At 63.8% G+C, this 17,348-nt stretch carries 14 protein-coding genes and 2 pseudogenes; 8 read left to right on the top strand and 8 right to left on the bottom strand.

The annotated features are described in order from the left end of the window. The 4 genes and pseudogenes from APY03_RS42935 to APY03_RS33815 form a co-directional block, all read right to left on the bottom strand. Positions 1–396: pseudogene (locus APY03_RS42935) on the bottom strand (hypothetical protein); the annotation flags it as partial. 294 nt (positions 397–690) lie between these two features. Beyond that, on the bottom strand, positions 691–1,755 hold the full coding sequence (locus APY03_RS33825; RefSeq protein WP_068684236.1) for an AI-2E family transporter: 1,065 nt from the start codon (positions 1,753–1,755) through the stop codon (positions 691–693). A gap of 85 nt (positions 1,756–1,840) precedes the next feature. After that, positions 1,841–2,539: a GntR family transcriptional regulator gene (locus APY03_RS33820; protein WP_068684234.1), complete on the bottom strand. Its 699-nt coding sequence runs from the start codon at positions 2,537–2,539 to the stop codon at positions 1,841–1,843. Positions 2,540–2,607: 68 nt separating this feature from the next. After that, a complete protein-coding gene (locus APY03_RS33815) occupies positions 2,608–3,951 on the bottom strand; it encodes a C4-dicarboxylate transporter DctA (RefSeq protein WP_068684232.1) in 1,344 nt (447 codons plus the stop codon). 387 nt (positions 3,952–4,338) lie between these two features. On the opposite strand from APY03_RS33815, the gene APY03_RS33810 reads away from it, so the two are divergent. The 6 genes and pseudogenes from APY03_RS33810 to APY03_RS33785 all read left to right on the top strand — a co-directional run bounded on the left by APY03_RS33810 (position 4,339) and on the right by APY03_RS33785 (position 12,335). Continuing rightward, on the top strand, positions 4,339–5,283 hold the full coding sequence (locus APY03_RS33810) for a LysR family transcriptional regulator (protein WP_068684229.1): 945 nt from the start codon (positions 4,339–4,341) through the stop codon (positions 5,281–5,283). Between the two features lie 197 nt (positions 5,284–5,480). Beyond that, entirely contained in the window at positions 5,481–6,314 is an 834-nt protein-coding gene (locus APY03_RS33805; RefSeq protein ID WP_232081267.1) for a tripartite tricarboxylate transporter substrate binding protein, read from the top strand. A 36-nt stretch (positions 6,315–6,350) separates the two neighbouring features. Next, positions 6,351–7,406, top strand: a complete 1,056-nt coding sequence (locus APY03_RS33800; RefSeq protein ID WP_068684225.1) for a hydroxyacid dehydrogenase — start codon at positions 6,351–6,353, stop codon at positions 7,404–7,406. Positions 7,407–7,459: 53 nt separating this feature from the next. Further along, positions 7,460–8,134 carry a methyltransferase gene (locus tag APY03_RS33795; RefSeq protein ID WP_068684223.1) on the top strand — a complete coding sequence of 225 codons (675 nt, stop codon included), beginning with the start codon at positions 7,460–7,462 and terminating at the stop codon, positions 8,132–8,134. Positions 8,135–8,161: 27 nt separating this feature from the next. Then, positions 8,162–11,215 (top strand): annotated as a pseudogene (gene ydiJ / locus APY03_RS33790) (D-2-hydroxyglutarate dehydrogenase YdiJ); the annotation flags it as partial. Positions 11,216–11,327: 112 nt separating this feature from the next. After that, entirely contained in the window at positions 11,328–12,335 is a 1,008-nt protein-coding gene (locus tag APY03_RS33785) for an MBL fold metallo-hydrolase (RefSeq protein WP_068684219.1), read from the top strand. Between the two features lie 47 nt (positions 12,336–12,382). On the opposite strand, the gene APY03_RS33780 is transcribed toward APY03_RS33785, so the two are convergent. Beyond that, entirely contained in the window at positions 12,383–12,928 is a 546-nt protein-coding gene (locus tag APY03_RS33780; protein WP_068684217.1) for a cysteine hydrolase family protein, read from the bottom strand. 162 nt (positions 12,929–13,090) lie between these two features. Here APY03_RS33780 and APY03_RS33775 point away from each other — a divergent pair, with 162 nt between their 5' ends. Continuing rightward, positions 13,091–14,056: a GlxA family transcriptional regulator gene (locus tag APY03_RS33775; protein WP_068684215.1), complete on the top strand. Its 966-nt coding sequence runs from the start codon at positions 13,091–13,093 to the stop codon at positions 14,054–14,056. Positions 14,057–14,402: 346 nt separating this feature from the next. Here APY03_RS33775 and APY03_RS33770 read toward each other — a convergent pair whose 3' ends face one another. From APY03_RS33770 to APY03_RS33760, 3 genes are all read right to left on the bottom strand, one after another. Then, positions 14,403–15,137, bottom strand: a complete 735-nt coding sequence (locus APY03_RS33770; protein WP_332112721.1) for an MFS transporter — start codon at positions 15,135–15,137, stop codon at positions 14,403–14,405. Positions 15,138–15,166: 29 nt separating this feature from the next. Then, on the bottom strand, positions 15,167–15,532 hold the full coding sequence (locus tag APY03_RS33765) for an MFS transporter (protein ID WP_269475649.1): 366 nt from the start codon (positions 15,530–15,532) through the stop codon (positions 15,167–15,169). A 76-nt stretch (positions 15,533–15,608) separates the two neighbouring features. Continuing rightward, positions 15,609–16,226, bottom strand: coding sequence for a TetR/AcrR family transcriptional regulator (locus APY03_RS33760; protein ID WP_068684209.1), 618 nt, complete (start codon positions 16,224–16,226; stop codon positions 15,609–15,611). Positions 16,227–16,367: 141 nt separating this feature from the next. On the opposite strand from APY03_RS33760, the gene APY03_RS33755 reads away from it, so the two are divergent. Continuing rightward, positions 16,368–17,345, top strand: coding sequence for a tripartite tricarboxylate transporter substrate-binding protein (locus APY03_RS33755; RefSeq protein WP_068684207.1), 978 nt, complete (start codon positions 16,368–16,370; stop codon positions 17,343–17,345). Positions 17,346–17,348 lie beyond the last annotated feature (3 nt).

Genomic DNA, 17,348 nt, shown 5'->3' with positions numbered 1-17,348 from the left:
AGCGGCCGCCGCGGCCGCCGCCTCACTCGTGATGGTGCTCGTTGCCGTCGTCGGCTCGCCGGCCGCGCCAGGACCACGGTCGACTGGCGCGGGGCGGTCCCGCTCCAGTTCGCGCTGCCGGGCGATGTCCTCGGGCGTCTTGACGGCCTTGCGTGCCCTGACGAGCGAAGCCTTGGCGTCGGCATCGGTGGCAGTGGGGGGCGAGGAGGGGTCTGCGATGCCGGCCGCCAATGCGGCGACTGCCGGAGCGATCCCGCTTTCACCGTTCCCGGGTGCCGGGGCCGGGGCAGGCGCGGAGGTATCGGTGGTGCCGGCCGCGGAGCCGGGCAGACCGGTAGTTGCCACGCCACTGTCGCTGCCGCCGCCGCAGGCCGTGATCACCAGTGGCGCCCACAAGGCGATCCACCTGAAGCCTGAAGCCCGGGGAAATGGCGGCGAGGCAGTTGGCATATCCAACCCCCTAGAAGAGAGAACTTAGACGTTATACAGCTGCCATTTTGAGTGTCGTCCACCAATATGTGTAGAACCAAAGATCTAGGGCATATCCCTAGGCCGGGCAATATCGCTGACGGCTTTCATCGCATCGTGGTCATGCGCACCGGCTTCGACCGTGCTCCGATGCCGACCGGGCCGGGAGGCATTCCAGCTGAAGCCGTTCGTTGAGCGCTGCGGGGCTTCTCTTGGTGCGTATTACGGCTGCCCCGCAGCCTCCTCGTTCGACGAAGCGAACAGGTCCCAGGCCGCCATGAAAAGCGCCGCAACCACCGGCCCGATGACGAAGCCGTTCACCCCGAACAGCGCCATGCCGCCCACCGTGGACATCAGCACGATGTAGTCGGGCATCTGCGTGTCCTTGCCCACCAGGATCGGGCGCAGCACGTTGTCGACCAGGCCGATCACCACCACGCCGAAGACGATCAGCGCCACGCCTTCCCAGACGTGGCCGGTCGCCAGGAAGTAGATGGCCACCGGCAGCCAGATCAGTGCCGCCCCGACCGCGGGCAGCAGCGAGAGAAAGGCCATCAACGCCGCCCACAACAGCGCGCCCTGCACGCCCAGCACCCAGAAGGCCAGCCCCCCCAGCGCGCCCTGCACGGCGGCCACTGCGACGTTGCCCTTGACGGTGGCGCGGATCACCGTCGTGAACTTGTTGAGCAGGTAGTGCGTGTGCGGCCGCGCCATCGGCAGCGCCTCGCGGATGAGCTTCGACAGCGCGGTGCCGTCGCGCAGCAGGAAATAAAGCATGTAGAGCATCAGCGCGAAGCTCACCACGAAATCGAAGGTGTTCTGCCCGATGTTGAGCGCCTGCGTGGCGACCAGCTGGCCGGTCTGGGCGGCGCCCTGCGCGATCCGGGACAGCATCGCCTCCATGTTGCCCAGGCCGAAGCGCTCCAGCAGGTTGAGCAGCCACTGCGGCAAGGCGCCGAGGACCTGCTGGAAGTAGCGCGCGAAGTTGATCTCGCCCGTGCGGATGCGCTGCGTTACCAGCGAGGCTTCCTGCACCAGCGAGACCGTCACCATCGCCAGCGGGATGATCACGATCACCAGGCAGATCGCCAGTGTGGCCAGCGCCGCCAGGTTGCGGCGCCCCGGCATGCGCTTGAGCAGCCGCTTGTAGAGCGGGGTGAACAGGATGGCCAGCGCCACGGCCCAGAGCACCGCGCCGAAGAAGGGCAGCAGGATCCAGAAGAAGGCGACCGTCACGGCTGCCAGCAGGAAGAGGAAGACCGCGCGCTGCAGTTCGGGTGAATTCATGGCCCGGCGACTGTAGCCGAGGCTGGGCCATGGACCTGTCAGCGGGTAGCCCGTGCCGGCGCCGCCGGTGTGGCGAGGCCGGTGGTCAGCGTGTGGCCCGTGGCAGCGCCACGGGCGCCAGCGTGGCGCGCAGGCGCTCGTCGGCAGCAGGGCTGGCGGCGACCTCGGCCTCCAGCGCCTCCTCGACATTGCCGATGTGGTCCAGCATCAGCTGGCGAGCGCGCTTCATCTCGCCCGCCTCGAGCGCGGCGACGATGGCCGCATGCTCGGCGCAGGACTGCCCCGCCTCGTGCGTCGACTGGAACAGCGTGGCCGCCAGCGTGGTGCGCGCCGTGAGGTCGCGCAGCACGTCGCACAGCAGCCGGTGGCCCATCTGGTCGGCCAGGCAGACGTGGAAGTCGGCCAGCAGGAAGGCACGGGTCGCGGCGTCGGCGCCGGCGATGGCGCGCTTCTCGTCCGCGATGTGCTCGCGCAGTTTGCGGATCACCTTCGACAGCGGCCGCCCCGACTCGGCCAGGATGCCTGCCTCGATGATGCGGCGCGCGGCGAAGGCATCGCGCGCCTCCTCGGCAGAGGGCTCCACCACATACCAGCCGCGGCGCGACTGCACCTCGACGAAGCCCCGCGCCTGCAACTGCATCAGCGCCTCGCGCACCATGGTGCGGCTGACGCCGAAGTTCTCCGCGAGCTGCTGCTCGCCGAGGCGCTCGCCGGGCGCGAGCTTCTGGGCGAGGATGGCTTCGACCACGCGCGCGGCGATGGTGGTGGGGGTGACGTCGGTCATGGTGGAGTACCTTCGCCTACGGCTGCGGTGCGATTCGCCTTCGGGGCGGCCGTGCGGCTCATGGCGCGCTAGTGTGCCGGATGTGCGGCCTGGACTGCGTGTGCGGCGGCGACCGGCGAGTCGGGCTCGGCCAGCGGCTCGTCTTCCGGCGAGTGGGTGCCGTCGAGCACCGCACGGGCACGCTCGCGGTCGATGTCGCCTTCCCATGCCGCGATCGCGACCGTGGCCACGCAGTTGCCGATCAGGTTGCCGAGCGCGCGGGCGATGCCCATGAACCAGTCCACCGACAGCACAAGCACCAGCCCGATCGCGGGAATAGCGGGAATCGCCTGCAGTGTCGCGGCCAGCACCACGATGGCCGAGCCCGGCACGCCGTGCGCACCCTTGGACGTGACCAGCGCTATCGCGAGGATCGCCAGCAGGTCCGACATCGAGATCGGCGTGTTGGTCGCCTGCGCGATGAACACGGCCGCCAGCGTGATGTAGATCGAGAAGGCGTCGAGGTTGAAGGAATAGCCGGTCGGGATCACCAGGCCCACCGTCGAGTCGCGGATGCCCATGTGGCGCAGCTTGGCCATGATCTGGGGCAGCACGCTGTCCGAAGAGGTGGTCGCAAAGACGATGGTGAGCTCCTCGCGCAGGTAACGCAGCAGCTTGATCAGGCTGAAGCCCGAAAGCCTCATCACGAAGCCGAGGATCACGAACACGAAGACGAGCACCGAGGCATAGAACAGCACCACCAGCATGCCCAGTTGCTTGAGCGAGCCGATTCCGTACTTGCCCACGGTGAAGGCGATGGCGCCCAGCACGCCCAGCGGCGCCAGCTTGATGATGATGCCCATGATCTTGAAGAGCACGAGCGACAGCGAATCCACCACCGTGGCCACCGGCTTGCCGAGGTCGCCGAGAAGCGCCAGCGCGCAGCCGAACAACACGGCGAACAGCAGCACCTGCAGCACGTCGCCGGTGGCGAACGCGTTCACCACCGTGGTCGGGATCAGCTTCATCAGGAACTCGACCGTGCCGCCGCTGGTGAGCTTGTCGGCATTCGACGCATAGGCGCTCATTGCCGCCGGGTCGAGCGCGCGCGGGTCCACATTCATGCCCACGCCAGGCTTGAACACGAAGGCCAGCACCAGGCCCATGGCCAGCGCAATGGTGGTCAGCACCTCGAAGTAGATCAGCGCCTTGACGCCTACCCGGCCCACACGCTTGAGGTCACCCGCGCCGGCGATGCCGTGCACCACCACGCAGAAGACCAGTACCGGGATGATCATCTTGATCAGCTTGATGAAGCCGTCGCCCAGCGGCTTGAGCTTGACGGCGAAGTCGGGGAAGAACAGGCCCGCCGCCACGCCGAGCACCAGCGCGATGACCACCTGACCGAAGAGCGATTTGGCGAAACGTGGCATTCCTTGTCTCCGTGATGGTTGCATGCAAGACAAAAGAGATCTTGCATACAAGGAATGTAGGCAAGATTTGGGAAAATTTCTTTGCGGGTATTCCCGGGGGGGGTGAAAGGCGTCGAGTGTTCTGAGCTATCAATTTCCCAAACGCGTCAATAAATCCGCAAACGCCGCGGCGAGAGCCTGGACCATCATCGGTCGGGACCAGGAAACGCGCCGACCGGCTACAGCCGGCCATGAGCCGCCGCTCGCGCCTCAACGAGTGAAGGCTAGCTCTGACCGGGAGCCGACATCGGTGCTCCAACCACTCGGTTTGACGTGGGTCCTTGGTGTAAGGTGTTCTGGGATTCAAACTCTAGCAAGACCTCAGCCGATGCACTACGCAGCGACGCCATGACACTCAAGGAGATCGAAGCCTTCTATTGGGCCGCCAACCTGGGCAGCTTCAGCATTGCCGCGGCCCGTCTCCACGTGACGCAGTCTTCCTTGTCGAAGCGAATCGTGGAGCTTGAAGAGTCAATAGGCGCCCAGCTCTTTGATCGATCCAGCAAGCGGGCGCAATTGACAGAGGCCGGCCACAGGCTGGTACCACTGGCCGGCAAGATGCTCAATCTCAAAGACCAGTTTCAAAGCGAGGTCCTGGCATCCACCAGCATGGCGGGCGTCTGCAGGTTCGGGGTGAGCGAACTGGTTTCGCTGACATGGCTCCCTGATTTCACCCGGCTCGTCAATCAGGACCATCCGGCCTTGGTGCTCGAGCCCTACGTCGACTTGGCGCGTAACCTGGAGCGAAAGGTTCAGCGGGGCGAGCTCGATTTTTCGGTCGCTCCCGGTCCTGGCCAGGGTGCGCATGTCATGGGAGACGTCATCGGTCGGGTGGAGTTCACGTGGGTCGCATCGCCAGCGCGGATTTCGGCCAGGAAGCTGCTGCGAAAGGCAGACCTCGAAAAGCATCCGGTGATCACCATGACAGAAGGCTCGGGGCTGACCCGTGCTATCGAAGCATGGTCTGCGGAGCAAGGCATCACGATGCATCGCACGCTTGGCTGCAACAGCCTCATGGCCATCGTTGCGCTGGTGCTTGCGGACATGGGAATAAGTTTCCTTCCAATGCAGTTCATGAAGCCATGGGTCGAACAGGGTGCCCTGGTCTCACTGAAGAGCGATCCGCCTCTTCCGAGTCTGAACTACTACTTCTTCCAGCGCGTCGATGACGGTCGCACACTTTTGCAGGCCATGCAGTCGTACGTGATGCGTGTGGCCGACTTCGCAACACCTTCCCCCTACCTGGCGCCACTCGCAAAAAGTCGAAAAACGACTGTTAGCCGAATCAAATAAATCGCTTGTGCGACTGGCACGCCGCGTCGATCATTCGGTCTCCACCAACGGAGACATAGATGAGATTCGCAAGCATGAAAGTGGCGGCTGCAGCAGCGCTGGCCTTGGGCGCTGCCGGGCAGAGCTTCGCCGCCTGGCCCGAGGACAAGCCGATCGAAGTGGTCGTCGGATTTGCCCCGGGCGGTGGCACCGACCTGATGGCGCGCAAGCTGCTGCCGTTCGTTCAAAAGCGGCTCGGCCCCAAGGTGCAATTCGTCGTCGTCAACAAGCCGGGCGCCGGTGGCGAGATCGCCAATGCCTACGTCAAGAACGCAAAGCCGGATGGCTACACGCTGGCGGTCGTCAACGTGCCGGGCTTCCTGTTCCTCCCGATGGTCAAGAAGTCGCAGTACGACCCGCAGGACTTCGTCCTGGTTTCTCGTGTGGTGGACGACCCCACGGTATTGGTGACGCGGACGGAAAACCCGATCCAGACATTGCCCGCGGCCCTCATGGCCTTGCGCGAGAAGCCCGGGTCGCTGACCTTCGGCCACAACGGTGTTGCCACCAACGGCGACCTGGCCTTGCAGTTGCTGGCCAAGACGGCGAAGGTCGAACTCAATGCCATTCCGTACAAGGGCACCGCCGCGCAAAAGACGGACGTTCTGGGTGGGCATCTGGCTTTCGGCGTGGTGAGCGCCGGTGAGGTGCCCGAGCTTCACGGCAATGGCACTGGCCAGCTGAAGGCCGTGGCCCAGCTCGGCGAAAAGCGCTCTGCTGCGCTGCCCAACGTACCGACTGCCACGGAAACCGGCACGAAGGTCGTCATGACATCTGAACGAGGCTTTGCTGCCCCCAAGGCGGTTCCTGCCCAGATCATCAAACTGCTCGACACGGCAATCGCGGAAAGCCTGCGTGATCCTGAGTTCATCGCCAACGCTTCGGCCGACGCACCGGTGCTTGCCTATCTCTCAGGGACCGAGTGGCAGAAGTCCCTCGAGAAGAACAAGAAGGCGCTGGAGGAGCTCGCGAAATCGCTTCCCAAGCAATAACGCGGAACAAGTTCATCGAGCCCGACAGGAAACCACATGAACGCATCTGCACCCTGGCGCGTCGCCCGCTTCGATCTCTGGATCAACGCCGTCTTCGACGAAAGAATCTCGCGCCAGAAGGACATCGCCCTCGAGGTCGCTTCCGTGCGTGGCGATGAAACGAAGGCGTGGAAGGCATTGCAGAACGCCCACGTCTACCAGATCACCGCTGCAAAGGACGAACTTCCGCTTCCATTTCATGCGCACAAGCCATTGCTCGAGCGTTGCCCCGAGCTCCTGTGCGTCTCTTCGACGGGCGCGGGCTTCGACACCGTCGATGTCGATGCCTGCACCCGGGCAGGGGTTGCGGTGGTGAGTCAGATCGGCGGCAACTCCGCTGCGGTGGCAGAAATGGCGATTGGCTTGATGCTGGCGGTCTCCCGCCGAATTGTCGAATCCGATCGCAAGCTGCGGGTCGATCGCGGCTTTTCCCGTGAATCCCTCATGGGCCACGACATCGGCGGCAAAGTGCTGGGCATTGTCGGCATAGGCCATGCGGGAACGAAGACGGCAGCGCTGGCCAAGGCGTTCGGCATGCGCGTGCTGGCCGTCGATCCGTTGCTCAGCGCGGATGAGATTCGCGCCCGAGGCGGCGAGCCCGTCGACCTGGAGACCCTCGTTGGGGTGTCCGACATCGTTTCCTTGCACTGTCCCAGGGACAAGGCGACGCTGAACCTGTTCGACGCGGCGCAGTTCGCTGCAATGAAGAAGGGCGCCCTGTTCATCAGCACCGCGCGAGGCGGTGTGCATGACGAACGCGCACTTGCCGATGCGCTGCGCTCCGGGCAGCTCGCCGGCGCCGGGCTCGACGTATGGCAGCAGGAGCCGCCTCCGCTCGACCACCCGCTGTTCGCGCTGGACAACGTCGTGGCGACCTTCCATACCGCCGGCGTGTCGCATGAAGGCCGGCACAACGTGGCGGCGATGGCCGCCGACCAGATCATTCAGCTTTTGGCTGGGGAGCGCCCCCCGCGCCTCGTCAACCCGGAAGTGTGGGACGTCTTCGTGCAGCGTCGCGCCGAAGCCATCGCCTCGGCCTCGGCGATGCAGTAACGAACAGTCCGCATCCGCAAGCAGCCTTCTTCAGACTTCGACGAGAGACAACGATGACCTACAACACCTCCGCAGAGTTCGAGCGCGTGAGTCCCGCCTTGATCGAACGTGCGCGCAAGTACCAGGTCGCCATCTTGTGCGACGTGGGCGGTCGGCGCGGGGCCTTGAACGCCCGCGTTCGGGCGCTTCATCCCGACATGAAACTGGCGGGCCCCGCCTTCACCGTGGAGGTTCGTCCTGGCGACAACCTGATGTTCCATGTGGCGCTGGCCGTCGCGAAGCCAGGGGATGTCATGGTCGTGGACGGCAAGGCGGATGCAACCTGTGCGCTTTTCGGCGACCTGATGGTCACGCAGGCCGAGGCCGCAGGCCTGGGCGGGTTTGTGGTCGATGCCGCCTCGCGTGACACGGCGTCGCTGGCGGCGGGCAGGTTTCCTATCTTTGCCGCGGGCACCAATCCCTGTGGACCGACCAAGGGCCTGCCGGGCCGCATCGCATCGGCGGTGTCGGTCGGCGGAGTGGCAGTCAGCCCAGGCGACCTGGTCGTCGGCGACGTCGATGGCGTGGTCATCATTCCGCGCGAGCAGGTGCAAAAGGTGCTTGACGCCGCCGACGCCAAGATCGCCGCCGAGCAACAGCGGCTGGATGAAATCGCGAAAGGGGAACTTGTGTCGCCGTGGCTCAACGCTGCGCTGCAGCAGGCGGGACTCGCACCGCTGCCCGGCTGATCGGGCAGAACCCGGATCGCAGCGACCATGATTCCCAGGCTCGAACCCGAGGATCGTCCGACGGCACTCTTCTCCGACTTCCTGGCAGAGCTGAGCCTGCGAGGGTTCGAAGGCGACATCACACAGGCCTACGCCGATCGCACGGTCTTCGCGACCGACAACTCCATCTACCAGGTCCCTCCGCAAGCCATCGTGTTTCCGCGCAGCGAGCTCGACGTGGTTCGGGTGGCGAAGCTCGCCAACGAGGCGCGGTTCAGCGCAGTGACCTTCTCGCCCCGCGGCGGCGGCACCGGGACGAACGGCCAGTCGCTCACCCGTGGAATCGCGGTGGATCTCTCGCGCCACATGAATGCGATCCTGGAGATCAACGCGCAGGAGGGATGGGCTCGCGTGCAAGCCGGCGTCGTCAAGGACCAGCTGAACGATGCAATTCGCGAGCTTGGATTCTTCTTCGCGCCCGAGTTGTCGCCCTCCAACCGCGCCACCATCGGCGGCATGATCGCGACTGACGCGAGTGGACAGGGATCGATTCTCTACGGCAAAACACGCGACCATGTGCTCGAGCTGAACACCGTCCTGCTGGATGGCACCCCTTGGCACTCGCGCCCACTGGCGGCATCGGAGTTCGACAGCGCCAAGCGAAGAGAGGATCGCGTCGGTGCGATACATCGCGTGCTCGACCGCATCCGCGTCGACGACGCGGAGTTGATCGCCGAGCGCTTTCCGAAGCTCAACCGGTGCGTGACCGGGTATGACCTGGTGCACCTCTGCGACCATTGCGGAAACTTCAATCTCAACTCGGTCCTGTGCGGGGCCGAAGGTAGCCTGGCGTTCGTCACGGAGGCAAAGATCAGGCTCACGCCGCTTCCGCATTGCAGTGCAGTGCTGGCCATTCGCTACGGCACTTTCGACGCAGCGTTGAGGGACGCCGGCACGCTCATGAAGCTCGAGGCGGCGTCGAGCGAGACCATCGATGCCAAGGTGCTGGCACTCGCGCGCGAGGACGCGGTGTGGCTTTCGGTGAAGGACTATTTCCCCGAAGATCCGCAGGGTCCCGCGCAGGGCGTCAACATCGTGGAGTTTCTTGCCGATGATGACATGGCGCTGGCGCAAAAGCTGGAACGCGTCGAGGCCGAGATGAATTCGGGTTCAGGCCCGTCCGGCCGCTGGGGCTACACGGTCGCGCGTGGTGAAGCGGCTGTCTCGGCCATCTGGTCCATGCGCAAGAAGTCAGTCGGTTTGCTGGGCAACATGCAAGGCGAGCAGCGACCCGTGCCATTCGTGGAAGACACGGTGGTCCCGCCAGAGCGCCTGGCGGACTACATCGCCGAGTTCCGAGCCGCGTTGGATCGACGTGGCCTCGTCTACGGCATGTTCGGTCATGTCGATGCAGGCTGCCTGCACGTGCGGCCGGCGCTCGACATGAAGGATCCGAACCAGGAAGCCCTGATCAGGGAGATCTCCGACGAGGTCTACGCGCTCACGCGCAAGTACCAAGGCGTGCTCTGGGGCGAGCACGGCAAGGGATTTCGCTCCGAGTACGCTCCCCAATTCTTCGGTCCGCTTTACCCGCGCATGCAGGAAATCAAGGCCGCGTTCGACCCGAACAACCAGCTCAACCCCGGCAAGATCGCCGCCCCGCCCGGGCATTCGTTGAGTCGCATCGATGGCGTACCGACACGCGGACAGTCCGACCGCCGCATTCCGTTGACGGTCCGGCGCGCGAACGAGGATTCGCTCCATTGCAATGGCAACGCCGCCTGCTTCAACTATGACCCCGACGACGAGATGTGCCCGTCATGGAAGGCCACCCGCGAGCGCAAGCATTCCCCGAAGGGCCGCGCCTCGCTGATGCGCGAGTGGCTGCGCCTGCTCGCCGACAACCAGACCGATCCGACGGTCGAAGCCCAGCGCATCCGTCGGCAGGGCGCTTGGAAAGCGTGGGGCAGCGTACCCGGACGTGCGCTGAATACGTGGAGCGCGCGCAGGGACCCCAGCGACTTCTCGCTGGAGGTCAAGCAGGCAATGGACGGTTGCCTGGCATGCAAGTCTTGCGTGGGGCAGTGCCCAATCAAGGTGGATGTCCCTGCGTTCCGCTCCCGCTTCCTGGAGGTGTACTACGGCCGGTATCTGCGTCCCGTGAAAGATCGGCTGGTGGCTTCTTTGGAGCGTTGCTTGCCTGTCTTCGCGAAGGTTCCCCGGATGGCCAACTTCGTCACCGGAAGCAGGATCGGCAGTGAGACCTTGCGCAAGCTGGGGCTTGTGGCGTTGCCGCAGCTCAGCGGCATCGACTTCCCTGGCGAGCTCGAACGCCGCGGTGTCAAGATCGCAACGGCCGCCGCATTGCTGGCGCTTCGTCCGGAGGAGCGGCGCGACAGCGTTGTGATCGTTCAAGATGCGTTCACCTCGCACTACGACACAGCCGTCGTGCTGGACTTTCTCGAGTTGCTCAGGAGGTTGGGATTCACGCCTTGGGTGGCCCCCTTCATGCCCAACGGCAAGCCCCAGCATGTGCTCGGGCTTTTGGGCAGCTTCGAAGAGGCGGCGACGCGGAATGCTGCCATGCTCAATGCGTTGTCCGAGACGGGGGTGGCGCTTGTGGGCGTAGATCCCTCGATGACTCTCGCCTACCGCTCCGAGTACGCCAGGGCATTGGGTGCCGATCGCGCCCCAAAGGTCAGTCTGCCGCAGGAATGGCTCATGCGACAAAGCGCAAGGCTGCCGAATCTGGCACTCGATGGGCGTCACACATGGAGCCTTCTGCCCCACTGTACGGAGAAAACCAACGCAGCAGTGGCAACAGCCGACTGGATCACGCTCGGCCACCGTTTCGGCATCGAGTTGAAGGTCGTGCCCAGTGGGTGCTGTGGCATGGCGGGTCTTTACGGTCATGAGCGCGACAACCGTGCCACCTCAGAGCAGATCTATCGGCTCAGTTGGGAAAAGATTCTCAACGATCCTCGGCGAGCTGGCCGGGTTCTCGCGACGGGATACTCGTGCCGTTGCCAGGCGAGCATCATGGGCGGCGTTCAGTTGCGGCATCCGCTGCAGCTGCTGCTGGAGACCGTCAGGGCATCAACGTCGGCTACAGCGAACTCGAAGTTCGTTGAGCATGCGAGGAATGCACCTTCGGACGGCCCCGATGATTCGTGCTCCACAGCACTGGACAGATCACCATCAAGGATGAACTGAGATGAAAAACTTCAAACGGTCGATTGCGCCGCTTTTGGCAACTCTTGCATTGACTGGCTGCGCGACTGCGCCAGATCCAGCATCGCACTCCGTACCCAGCGACAAGTCGATTCAGATGCGCGTCGACAAGGCCAGCGCTGCAGCGGCAAGCGATCTGACATTTCTGCTTCCGCTTTGCAAAGCCCCAGCCGCAACAGAGCCAAGTCCTGAAGAGATCAACAAGGTCATAGCGACTCAGATCGCACGCCCAGCACCCCCGCCGATGAAGGTTTTCGATAACCTCTACTTCGTTGGCGCGGCATGGTCGAGCGCTTGGGCGATTGATACGCCTGAGGGCATCATCCTCCTGGACGCGTTGAACAATCAGTTCGAAGCCGCGGCGGTGATCGAGGCCGGCATGCGACGGGTCGGGCTGGATCCCGCGCGCATCAGAATGATCGTGGTCTCACATGGCCATGGCGATCACTACGGCGGCGTGCCATACCTAGTGGGAAAGTACAAGGCTCGGGTCGTCATGAGCGACCTTGACTGGACGATGACTGAAACGAAGCTCGACTTCGCATCTTCGCTATGGGGCGCGGCGCCCAAACGGGATGTTTCGGCCCGAGATGGCGAACGGGTGACGCTTGGCGGCACGACGGTCACGTTGTATTTGACGCCTGGCCACACGGTCGGCACGGTGTCGCCGGTCTTCGATGTCACGGCAGCCGGACAACGCCATCGCGTGCTGCTGTGGGGTGGCACCGCATTCAACTTCGGAGACAAGCCCGACCGCCTCAAGAGCTACATCGAGTCTGCCGAACGAATGAAGACAATCGCACGCCAACAAGGCATCGACGTCCTGATCTCGAATCATCCCGGCTGGGACAACGCGGTTCAGAAGATGAACCAGCTCTCCAAAGCCAGTTCGCCCCATCCCTTTGTGGTGGGCACTCCTGCCGTGGAGCGAGCAATGACCGTGATGAGCGAATGTGCGCAGGCCACCCGCGATCGCTATGCGATTCGGTGATTCCGGCGCAATCTCTGGTGGGCTGTTGCGGTCCTGCAGGGCATCCCTCAGGCCAAGTGCTTGTCCGTGCTCGTGATCGACGCGTAGCCAAAACTGAGCGCAGCCATTGATGCCGCATGCACCTGGGCGGCGGGTACAGCGGTGCCATCGAACTCCAGGTTCATGGTGGCGCACGCATCGTGCGCGACGGTGACGGGATAGCCGAAGTCGGCAGCCGCACGGCTGGTGGCTTCTATGCACATGTGGCTCATGGCACCGATCACGACCAGTTCCTTCACGCCTTGTGCATCGAGCAGCTCTTTCAACTGGGTGCCGCGGAACGAGTTGGGGTGGTTCTTGACAATGACCGGCTCACCGGCTTCAGCCGCGACGGCAGGGATGATCTGCACCCCGATCGTGCCGGGTGTGAAAACCGGTGCGTCAGGCTGGGCGCTCTCATGGCGGACATGGATGAGCAATTCACCATGGGCCCGCGCCGCCGCGATCACGCGGGCGGCGTTGGCCAAGGCGGCATCGAGGCCGACCAGTGGCAGCTTGCCATCGGGCAGGTATTCGTTCTGGAGATCTACCACGATGGTGGCGCGCTTGTTCATGATGTGGAGTCCTTCTTTCAATGGGCTTGAGTTCATTCGACTGCTGCGTTGCGAATCGGGATGTTGGTTTCGCCCCGCCCAGGCTGGATCTTCAGGAAGCACCGACGATTGCGCCATTGGCCGGAATGACTACGTTCGAATGAATTGGGCCAAAATGTGGGTATGCAGCCCGTCCGCGTCGCCGTCCTCGCCTTTGATGGCGTCAGCCTGTTCCATCTTTCCGTGCCCGGCATCGTGTTCGGCGTGCAGCCCCCACCCAATGACTTGCCGCCGTACGAGGTTGGGTACTGCGCACCCACGCCTGGCCGCGTGCGATGCGATCAGGGAATGGAATTGGAGGTGCCTGGCGGTCTGGATGCGATGGACGGCGCCGACATCGTGGTGGTGCCCGCCTGGAACCACCCAGAGATCGCCGCGCCTGTCACGCTGACGGATGCACTGCGTCAGGCCCATACGCGCGGTGCCCAGATCATCGGTCTTTGCCTGGGTGCTTTCGTGCTTGGGGATGCAGGTCTGCTCGATGGACGGCGTGCGACCACCCATTGGGCCTGCCGCGACCTCTTCGCCCAGCGCTTTCCAAAGACGTACTTCCATCCAGATGTGCTGTATGTCGATGATGGCAACGTCATCACTTCGGCAGGGACCGTGGCCGCCATCGACTGTTGTCTGCACATCCTGCGCCTGCGCCACGGGGCAGATGTCGCCAATCGCGTGGCGCGCTTGCTGGTGACGCCGCCGCATCGCCAAGGCGGTCAAGCGCAGTACATCGAACAGCCCGTTCCTGCCTTGCCGAGTGAGGCGCGCTTGCCCGGGGTGCTGGAGTGGGCGCGCTCGCATCTGGCGGAGCCGCTGTCGCTCGATGCGATGGCGGACGTGGCGCGGATGAGCCGGCGGACCTTCACCCGACGCTTCCGCGAAGCCACCGGCATGACCGTCAAAAAATGGCTTGCGGCCGAGCGCATCGGCAGGGCCCAGCAGCTGCTCGAAACCACCGACATGCCAATCGAGCGGGTCGCAGCGGAAGCAGGCTTCGGAACGTCGCTGTCATTGCGCAAGCATTTTGCAAATAAGGTGCACACCTCCCCGTCTTCTTACAGGCGTGATTTTCGCGACAGCAACGCTTGCTAAGCAAAGTTGCCTCACCACGCGGTTCGGCGGGCGACCTCACGCGCTCGCTCTTCGGAGTCCACTTCGACCTTTGCTTGCGAATCCACCGTCGCACAGACCGCGGCCGACGCCACGAGCGCAGCCGCCGCAGCTGATGGCGTGCCATTGCGTCAATGTCAAGTCCTCGAGTCCTCGAGTCCTCGCGACGAATCAAGCAGTTCTAGTGATCGGGATCTGACCTTGACATGATCTCAAGGTCGAACATGCGAGACAGCAGTAAGCGATTGCATGGCGTGGACGCCTGGCGCGTGCCCGCGTCCTCATTGATGGCGAACGCGCCGGGAGCAATGGTGTGGGGCATGTGGGTTCACTCCGTGCTTGCCCGCTGCGTGCGTCGCGCCCTCACCATCGCCAGCATGATTCCGATGGCGAGCAGCATCGTGCCCGCCGCTGCCATGAACGCACTGCTGAAGCCGCTGGTAAGGGCCGCAGTGGCTCTGTCGATCGACGCCACGTCGCCGCTGGCCATAGCGGTGCTCAGTACCCGTCCGGCATCGGGGAGTGTGCGGCTGGTGGTGCTGCTCGCGATCGTAGCAAGGCCGGAGACGCCGAGCGCGGCACCGATCTGCTGCGCCGTGTTCAGGATCGCGGACGCCACGCCGGCGTACGATTCTTCCACGCCGTGCACTACGGTGAGCGTCAGCGGCATGAATCCCATGCCCAAGCCGAAATAGGTGACGAACAGAGCCGGCAGCACGTGCCACAGGTAAGACGAACCCACGGACAGCGTTGACAACCACAGCATGCCGGCTGCAGCAATAACGAGGCCAGGCACGGCAACGAGCCGTGGCGCGAGATGCTCGACGAGCTTGGTACTGATGCCGGCAGACAGCACGATGCCGACGCTGACCGGCAGCGAAGCAACGCCAGCCAGCACGGGGCTGAATCCTAGGACCTGCTGCATGTACAGGGTGAGCAGGTAGTAGGTCGCCATCAAGCCCGCACCGATGAAGAGTACGACGAGGTAGGAGCCCGATCGGTTCGGGTCGCGCAGGAGGCGAAGGGGCAGCATCGGGTGCTCGCGCCTTATCTGCAGCCACACGAAGACGGCCGCGAGGACGGCAGCGGCGCCTAGGGCGCCAAACTCATGGGATCACCCCATCCCTGCTCACCTGCATGGGTGATGCCGAAAGCGAGGGCGAAGAGGGCGCCGGAAGCGCTAACCGCATCCACGGTGGCGAGCTTGCCGCGACCGCGCGCCCCTTCGGCCAGGGTGCGGGTGCCTAGCAGCACCGCGAGACCGATCGGAACATTGATGAGGAAGACCCAGCGCCAGCTCAACAGTCCCGTCAGCACGCCTCCCAGCAATACGCCGACCGTGATGCCGACGGCAGACATTGCGGCGTACACCGCCATCGCTACGTTGCGTTCATTGCCCATGGGGAACGTCGTGGCGATGAGGGCGAGGACGTTGGGAGCGACAAAGGCTGCACCCAGCCGCAGTGGGGCCTTCGCTCGATGAACGTGAGGTTGTCGTTGCCGCTGGGCTCTTGCGAGGTGGAGACAGCCCGGCTCAGGTCACGCCGCGCGCCGCTCTGCGCTTCGGGGCGTCATCTGCCGAGCCGTTCGTTGCCAGCAGTGAATCGCTCAGCATCAACATCACACGCTGGAAAGGCGAGGGATCATTGATTGCGTTCGCCAGAATCAGTGTGCCCTGGATTTGCAGAACGGCGTCTTCGGCACGAACATCTGCGATATCAGAAGGCACGCCGGCTTCACGAATGACGTCCGCGAATCCGGTGACCCACTTGCGGAATACCCGCTGGATACCGGCAGCTAGCTCGCCTTCGTTGGAGGTCAGGGCCAGCAAGGCGAGAAAACAGGTCGTGCTGCCGCCACTGTAGTGGGTCCAGAAGTGATCCAGCACGTTGCGAATGCGTTCTTCAGGAGGCAGGTCCGCACGGAGCCTGCCAAGAATCTCCCGGTCGAACGTTTCCTCGGTCTTCTCCAGCACGGCCTTGATCATCTCGTCCTTGCCGTTGGGGAAGTGGTGATAAAGGCTTGCGCGCCCGAGGCCTGTCACGTCGGAAATCCGCGATAGCGTCGCCCCTTCGTACCCGAAGCGGCGAAAGACTTCCCGCAGCTGCACCACGACATCCTCGCGGCTTCGCCTTTCCCTTGTTTCCTTCATCGTCGATCTGCCTCCATTCGAATACCTCCATTATGGCACCCGAACGTTCGGTACAAACCCTATTTGACCCGAACGTTCGGTACAGTACATTCTGGTCCAGCCGCTCACTCCCTCCAGCTCACTCTTCAACCGGAGAACTGCATGATCACTCGCCGAACCCTGCTTGCCAGTGCAAGTATGGGCGCCACCCTCACCGCGCTTGGCTCGGGCGTGGCCGCACAAGCCGCGAAGCCGCTTCACATCGTCGTTGGCTTTCCTGCAGGAGTGCTGACCGACAACGTCACGCGTGCACTGAGCGAGGAACTCCGGCCCTCGTATCCTGCAGGTGTCATCGTCGAAAACAAGGTGGGTGCCGGCGGGCGTATTGCCGCCGAGTTCGTGAAGCGAGCCGATGACGATGGGAACACCATCCTGCTCACCCCGAGTTCCATCCTGAGCATTTACCCGCATGTGTACGGCAAGCTTGGCTATGACACGCTGGTGGACTTCAAGCCCGTCTCGGCTGTTGCGTCTTTTGACTATGCGATCACCGTTGGACCAGCGGTGCCGGCCACCGTCAAGACGCTGCCAGAGTTCATCCAGTGGTGCCGCGAAGATCCAACTCAGGCCAAATACGGAGTTCCCGCGGCCGGCTCCACCTCGCATTTCATCGGCACTCTCCTCTCGAGAGCGACGAACGTTCCTTTCACGGTGGTGCCCTACAAGGGCGGCGCCCCGCTGATCCAGGATGTCCTGGGCGGGCACATTCCAGCGATCATCGACCCCGTCTCGAATGCGCTGCCCTACCACCAGTCCGGGAAGCTCAGGGTACTGGCCATCGCGAGCAGCAAGAGGTCTGCGCTGCTGCCCGATGTGCCAACCGTTGTCGAATACAACCTGGAAAGCCTTGTGGCAAAGGAGATCCTGGCTGTGTACGCGCCGTCGAAGGTGCCGGCAGCGCGCGTGCAAAAACTGCACGAGGAGATCGCAGCCGCAGTGGAGAAAGCCAAGGGGAGATTCGCAGCGATACTCGTGAATCCGGAGAGGATGAATCCTGCAGAACTCGGGACGTTCACCCGCGCCGAGCTTGGCCGCTGGAAAACCGTCGTCGCAGCGTCCGGCTTCAAGGCCGAGGAATAGGAG

The organism is Variovorax sp. WDL1 (assembly GCF_001541225.1).
Lineage (GTDB): Bacteria > Pseudomonadota > Gammaproteobacteria > Burkholderiales > Burkholderiaceae_C > Variovorax.
Note: the sequence above shows the minus strand (reverse complement) of the source record. Positions and strands in the feature narration are given on the sequence as shown.

What these genes read in the sequence shown, in the direction of transcription:
- APY03_RS33825 (WP_068684236.1), bottom strand. Translation starts at nt 1,755, where the DNA reads ATGAATTCACCCGAACTGCAGCGCGCGGTCTTCCTCTTCCTGCTGGCA.
- APY03_RS33820 (WP_068684234.1), bottom strand. Translation starts at nt 2,539, where the DNA reads ATGACCGACGTCACCCCCACCACCATCGCCGCGCGCGTGGTCGAAGCC.
- APY03_RS33815 (WP_068684232.1), bottom strand. Translation starts at nt 3,951, where the DNA reads ATGCCACGTTTCGCCAAATCGCTCTTCGGTCAGGTGGTCATCGCGCTG.
- APY03_RS33810 (WP_068684229.1), top strand. Translation starts at nt 4,339, where the DNA reads ATGACACTCAAGGAGATCGAAGCCTTCTATTGGGCCGCCAACCTGGGC.
- APY03_RS33805 (WP_232081267.1), top strand. Translation starts at nt 5,481, where the DNA reads ATGGCGCGCAAGCTGCTGCCGTTCGTTCAAAAGCGGCTCGGCCCCAAG.
- APY03_RS33800 (WP_068684225.1), top strand. Translation starts at nt 6,351, where the DNA reads ATGAACGCATCTGCACCCTGGCGCGTCGCCCGCTTCGATCTCTGGATC.
- APY03_RS33795 (WP_068684223.1), top strand. Translation starts at nt 7,460, where the DNA reads ATGACCTACAACACCTCCGCAGAGTTCGAGCGCGTGAGTCCCGCCTTG.
- APY03_RS33785 (WP_068684219.1), top strand. Translation starts at nt 11,328, where the DNA reads ATGAAAAACTTCAAACGGTCGATTGCGCCGCTTTTGGCAACTCTTGCA.
- APY03_RS33780 (WP_068684217.1), bottom strand. Translation starts at nt 12,928, where the DNA reads ATGAACAAGCGCGCCACCATCGTGGTAGATCTCCAGAACGAATACCTG.
- APY03_RS33775 (WP_068684215.1), top strand. Translation starts at nt 13,091, where the DNA reads ATGCAGCCCGTCCGCGTCGCCGTCCTCGCCTTTGATGGCGTCAGCCTG.
- APY03_RS33760 (WP_068684209.1), bottom strand. Translation starts at nt 16,226, where the DNA reads ATGAAGGAAACAAGGGAAAGGCGAAGCCGCGAGGATGTCGTGGTGCAG.
- APY03_RS33755 (WP_068684207.1), top strand. Translation starts at nt 16,368, where the DNA reads ATGATCACTCGCCGAACCCTGCTTGCCAGTGCAAGTATGGGCGCCACC.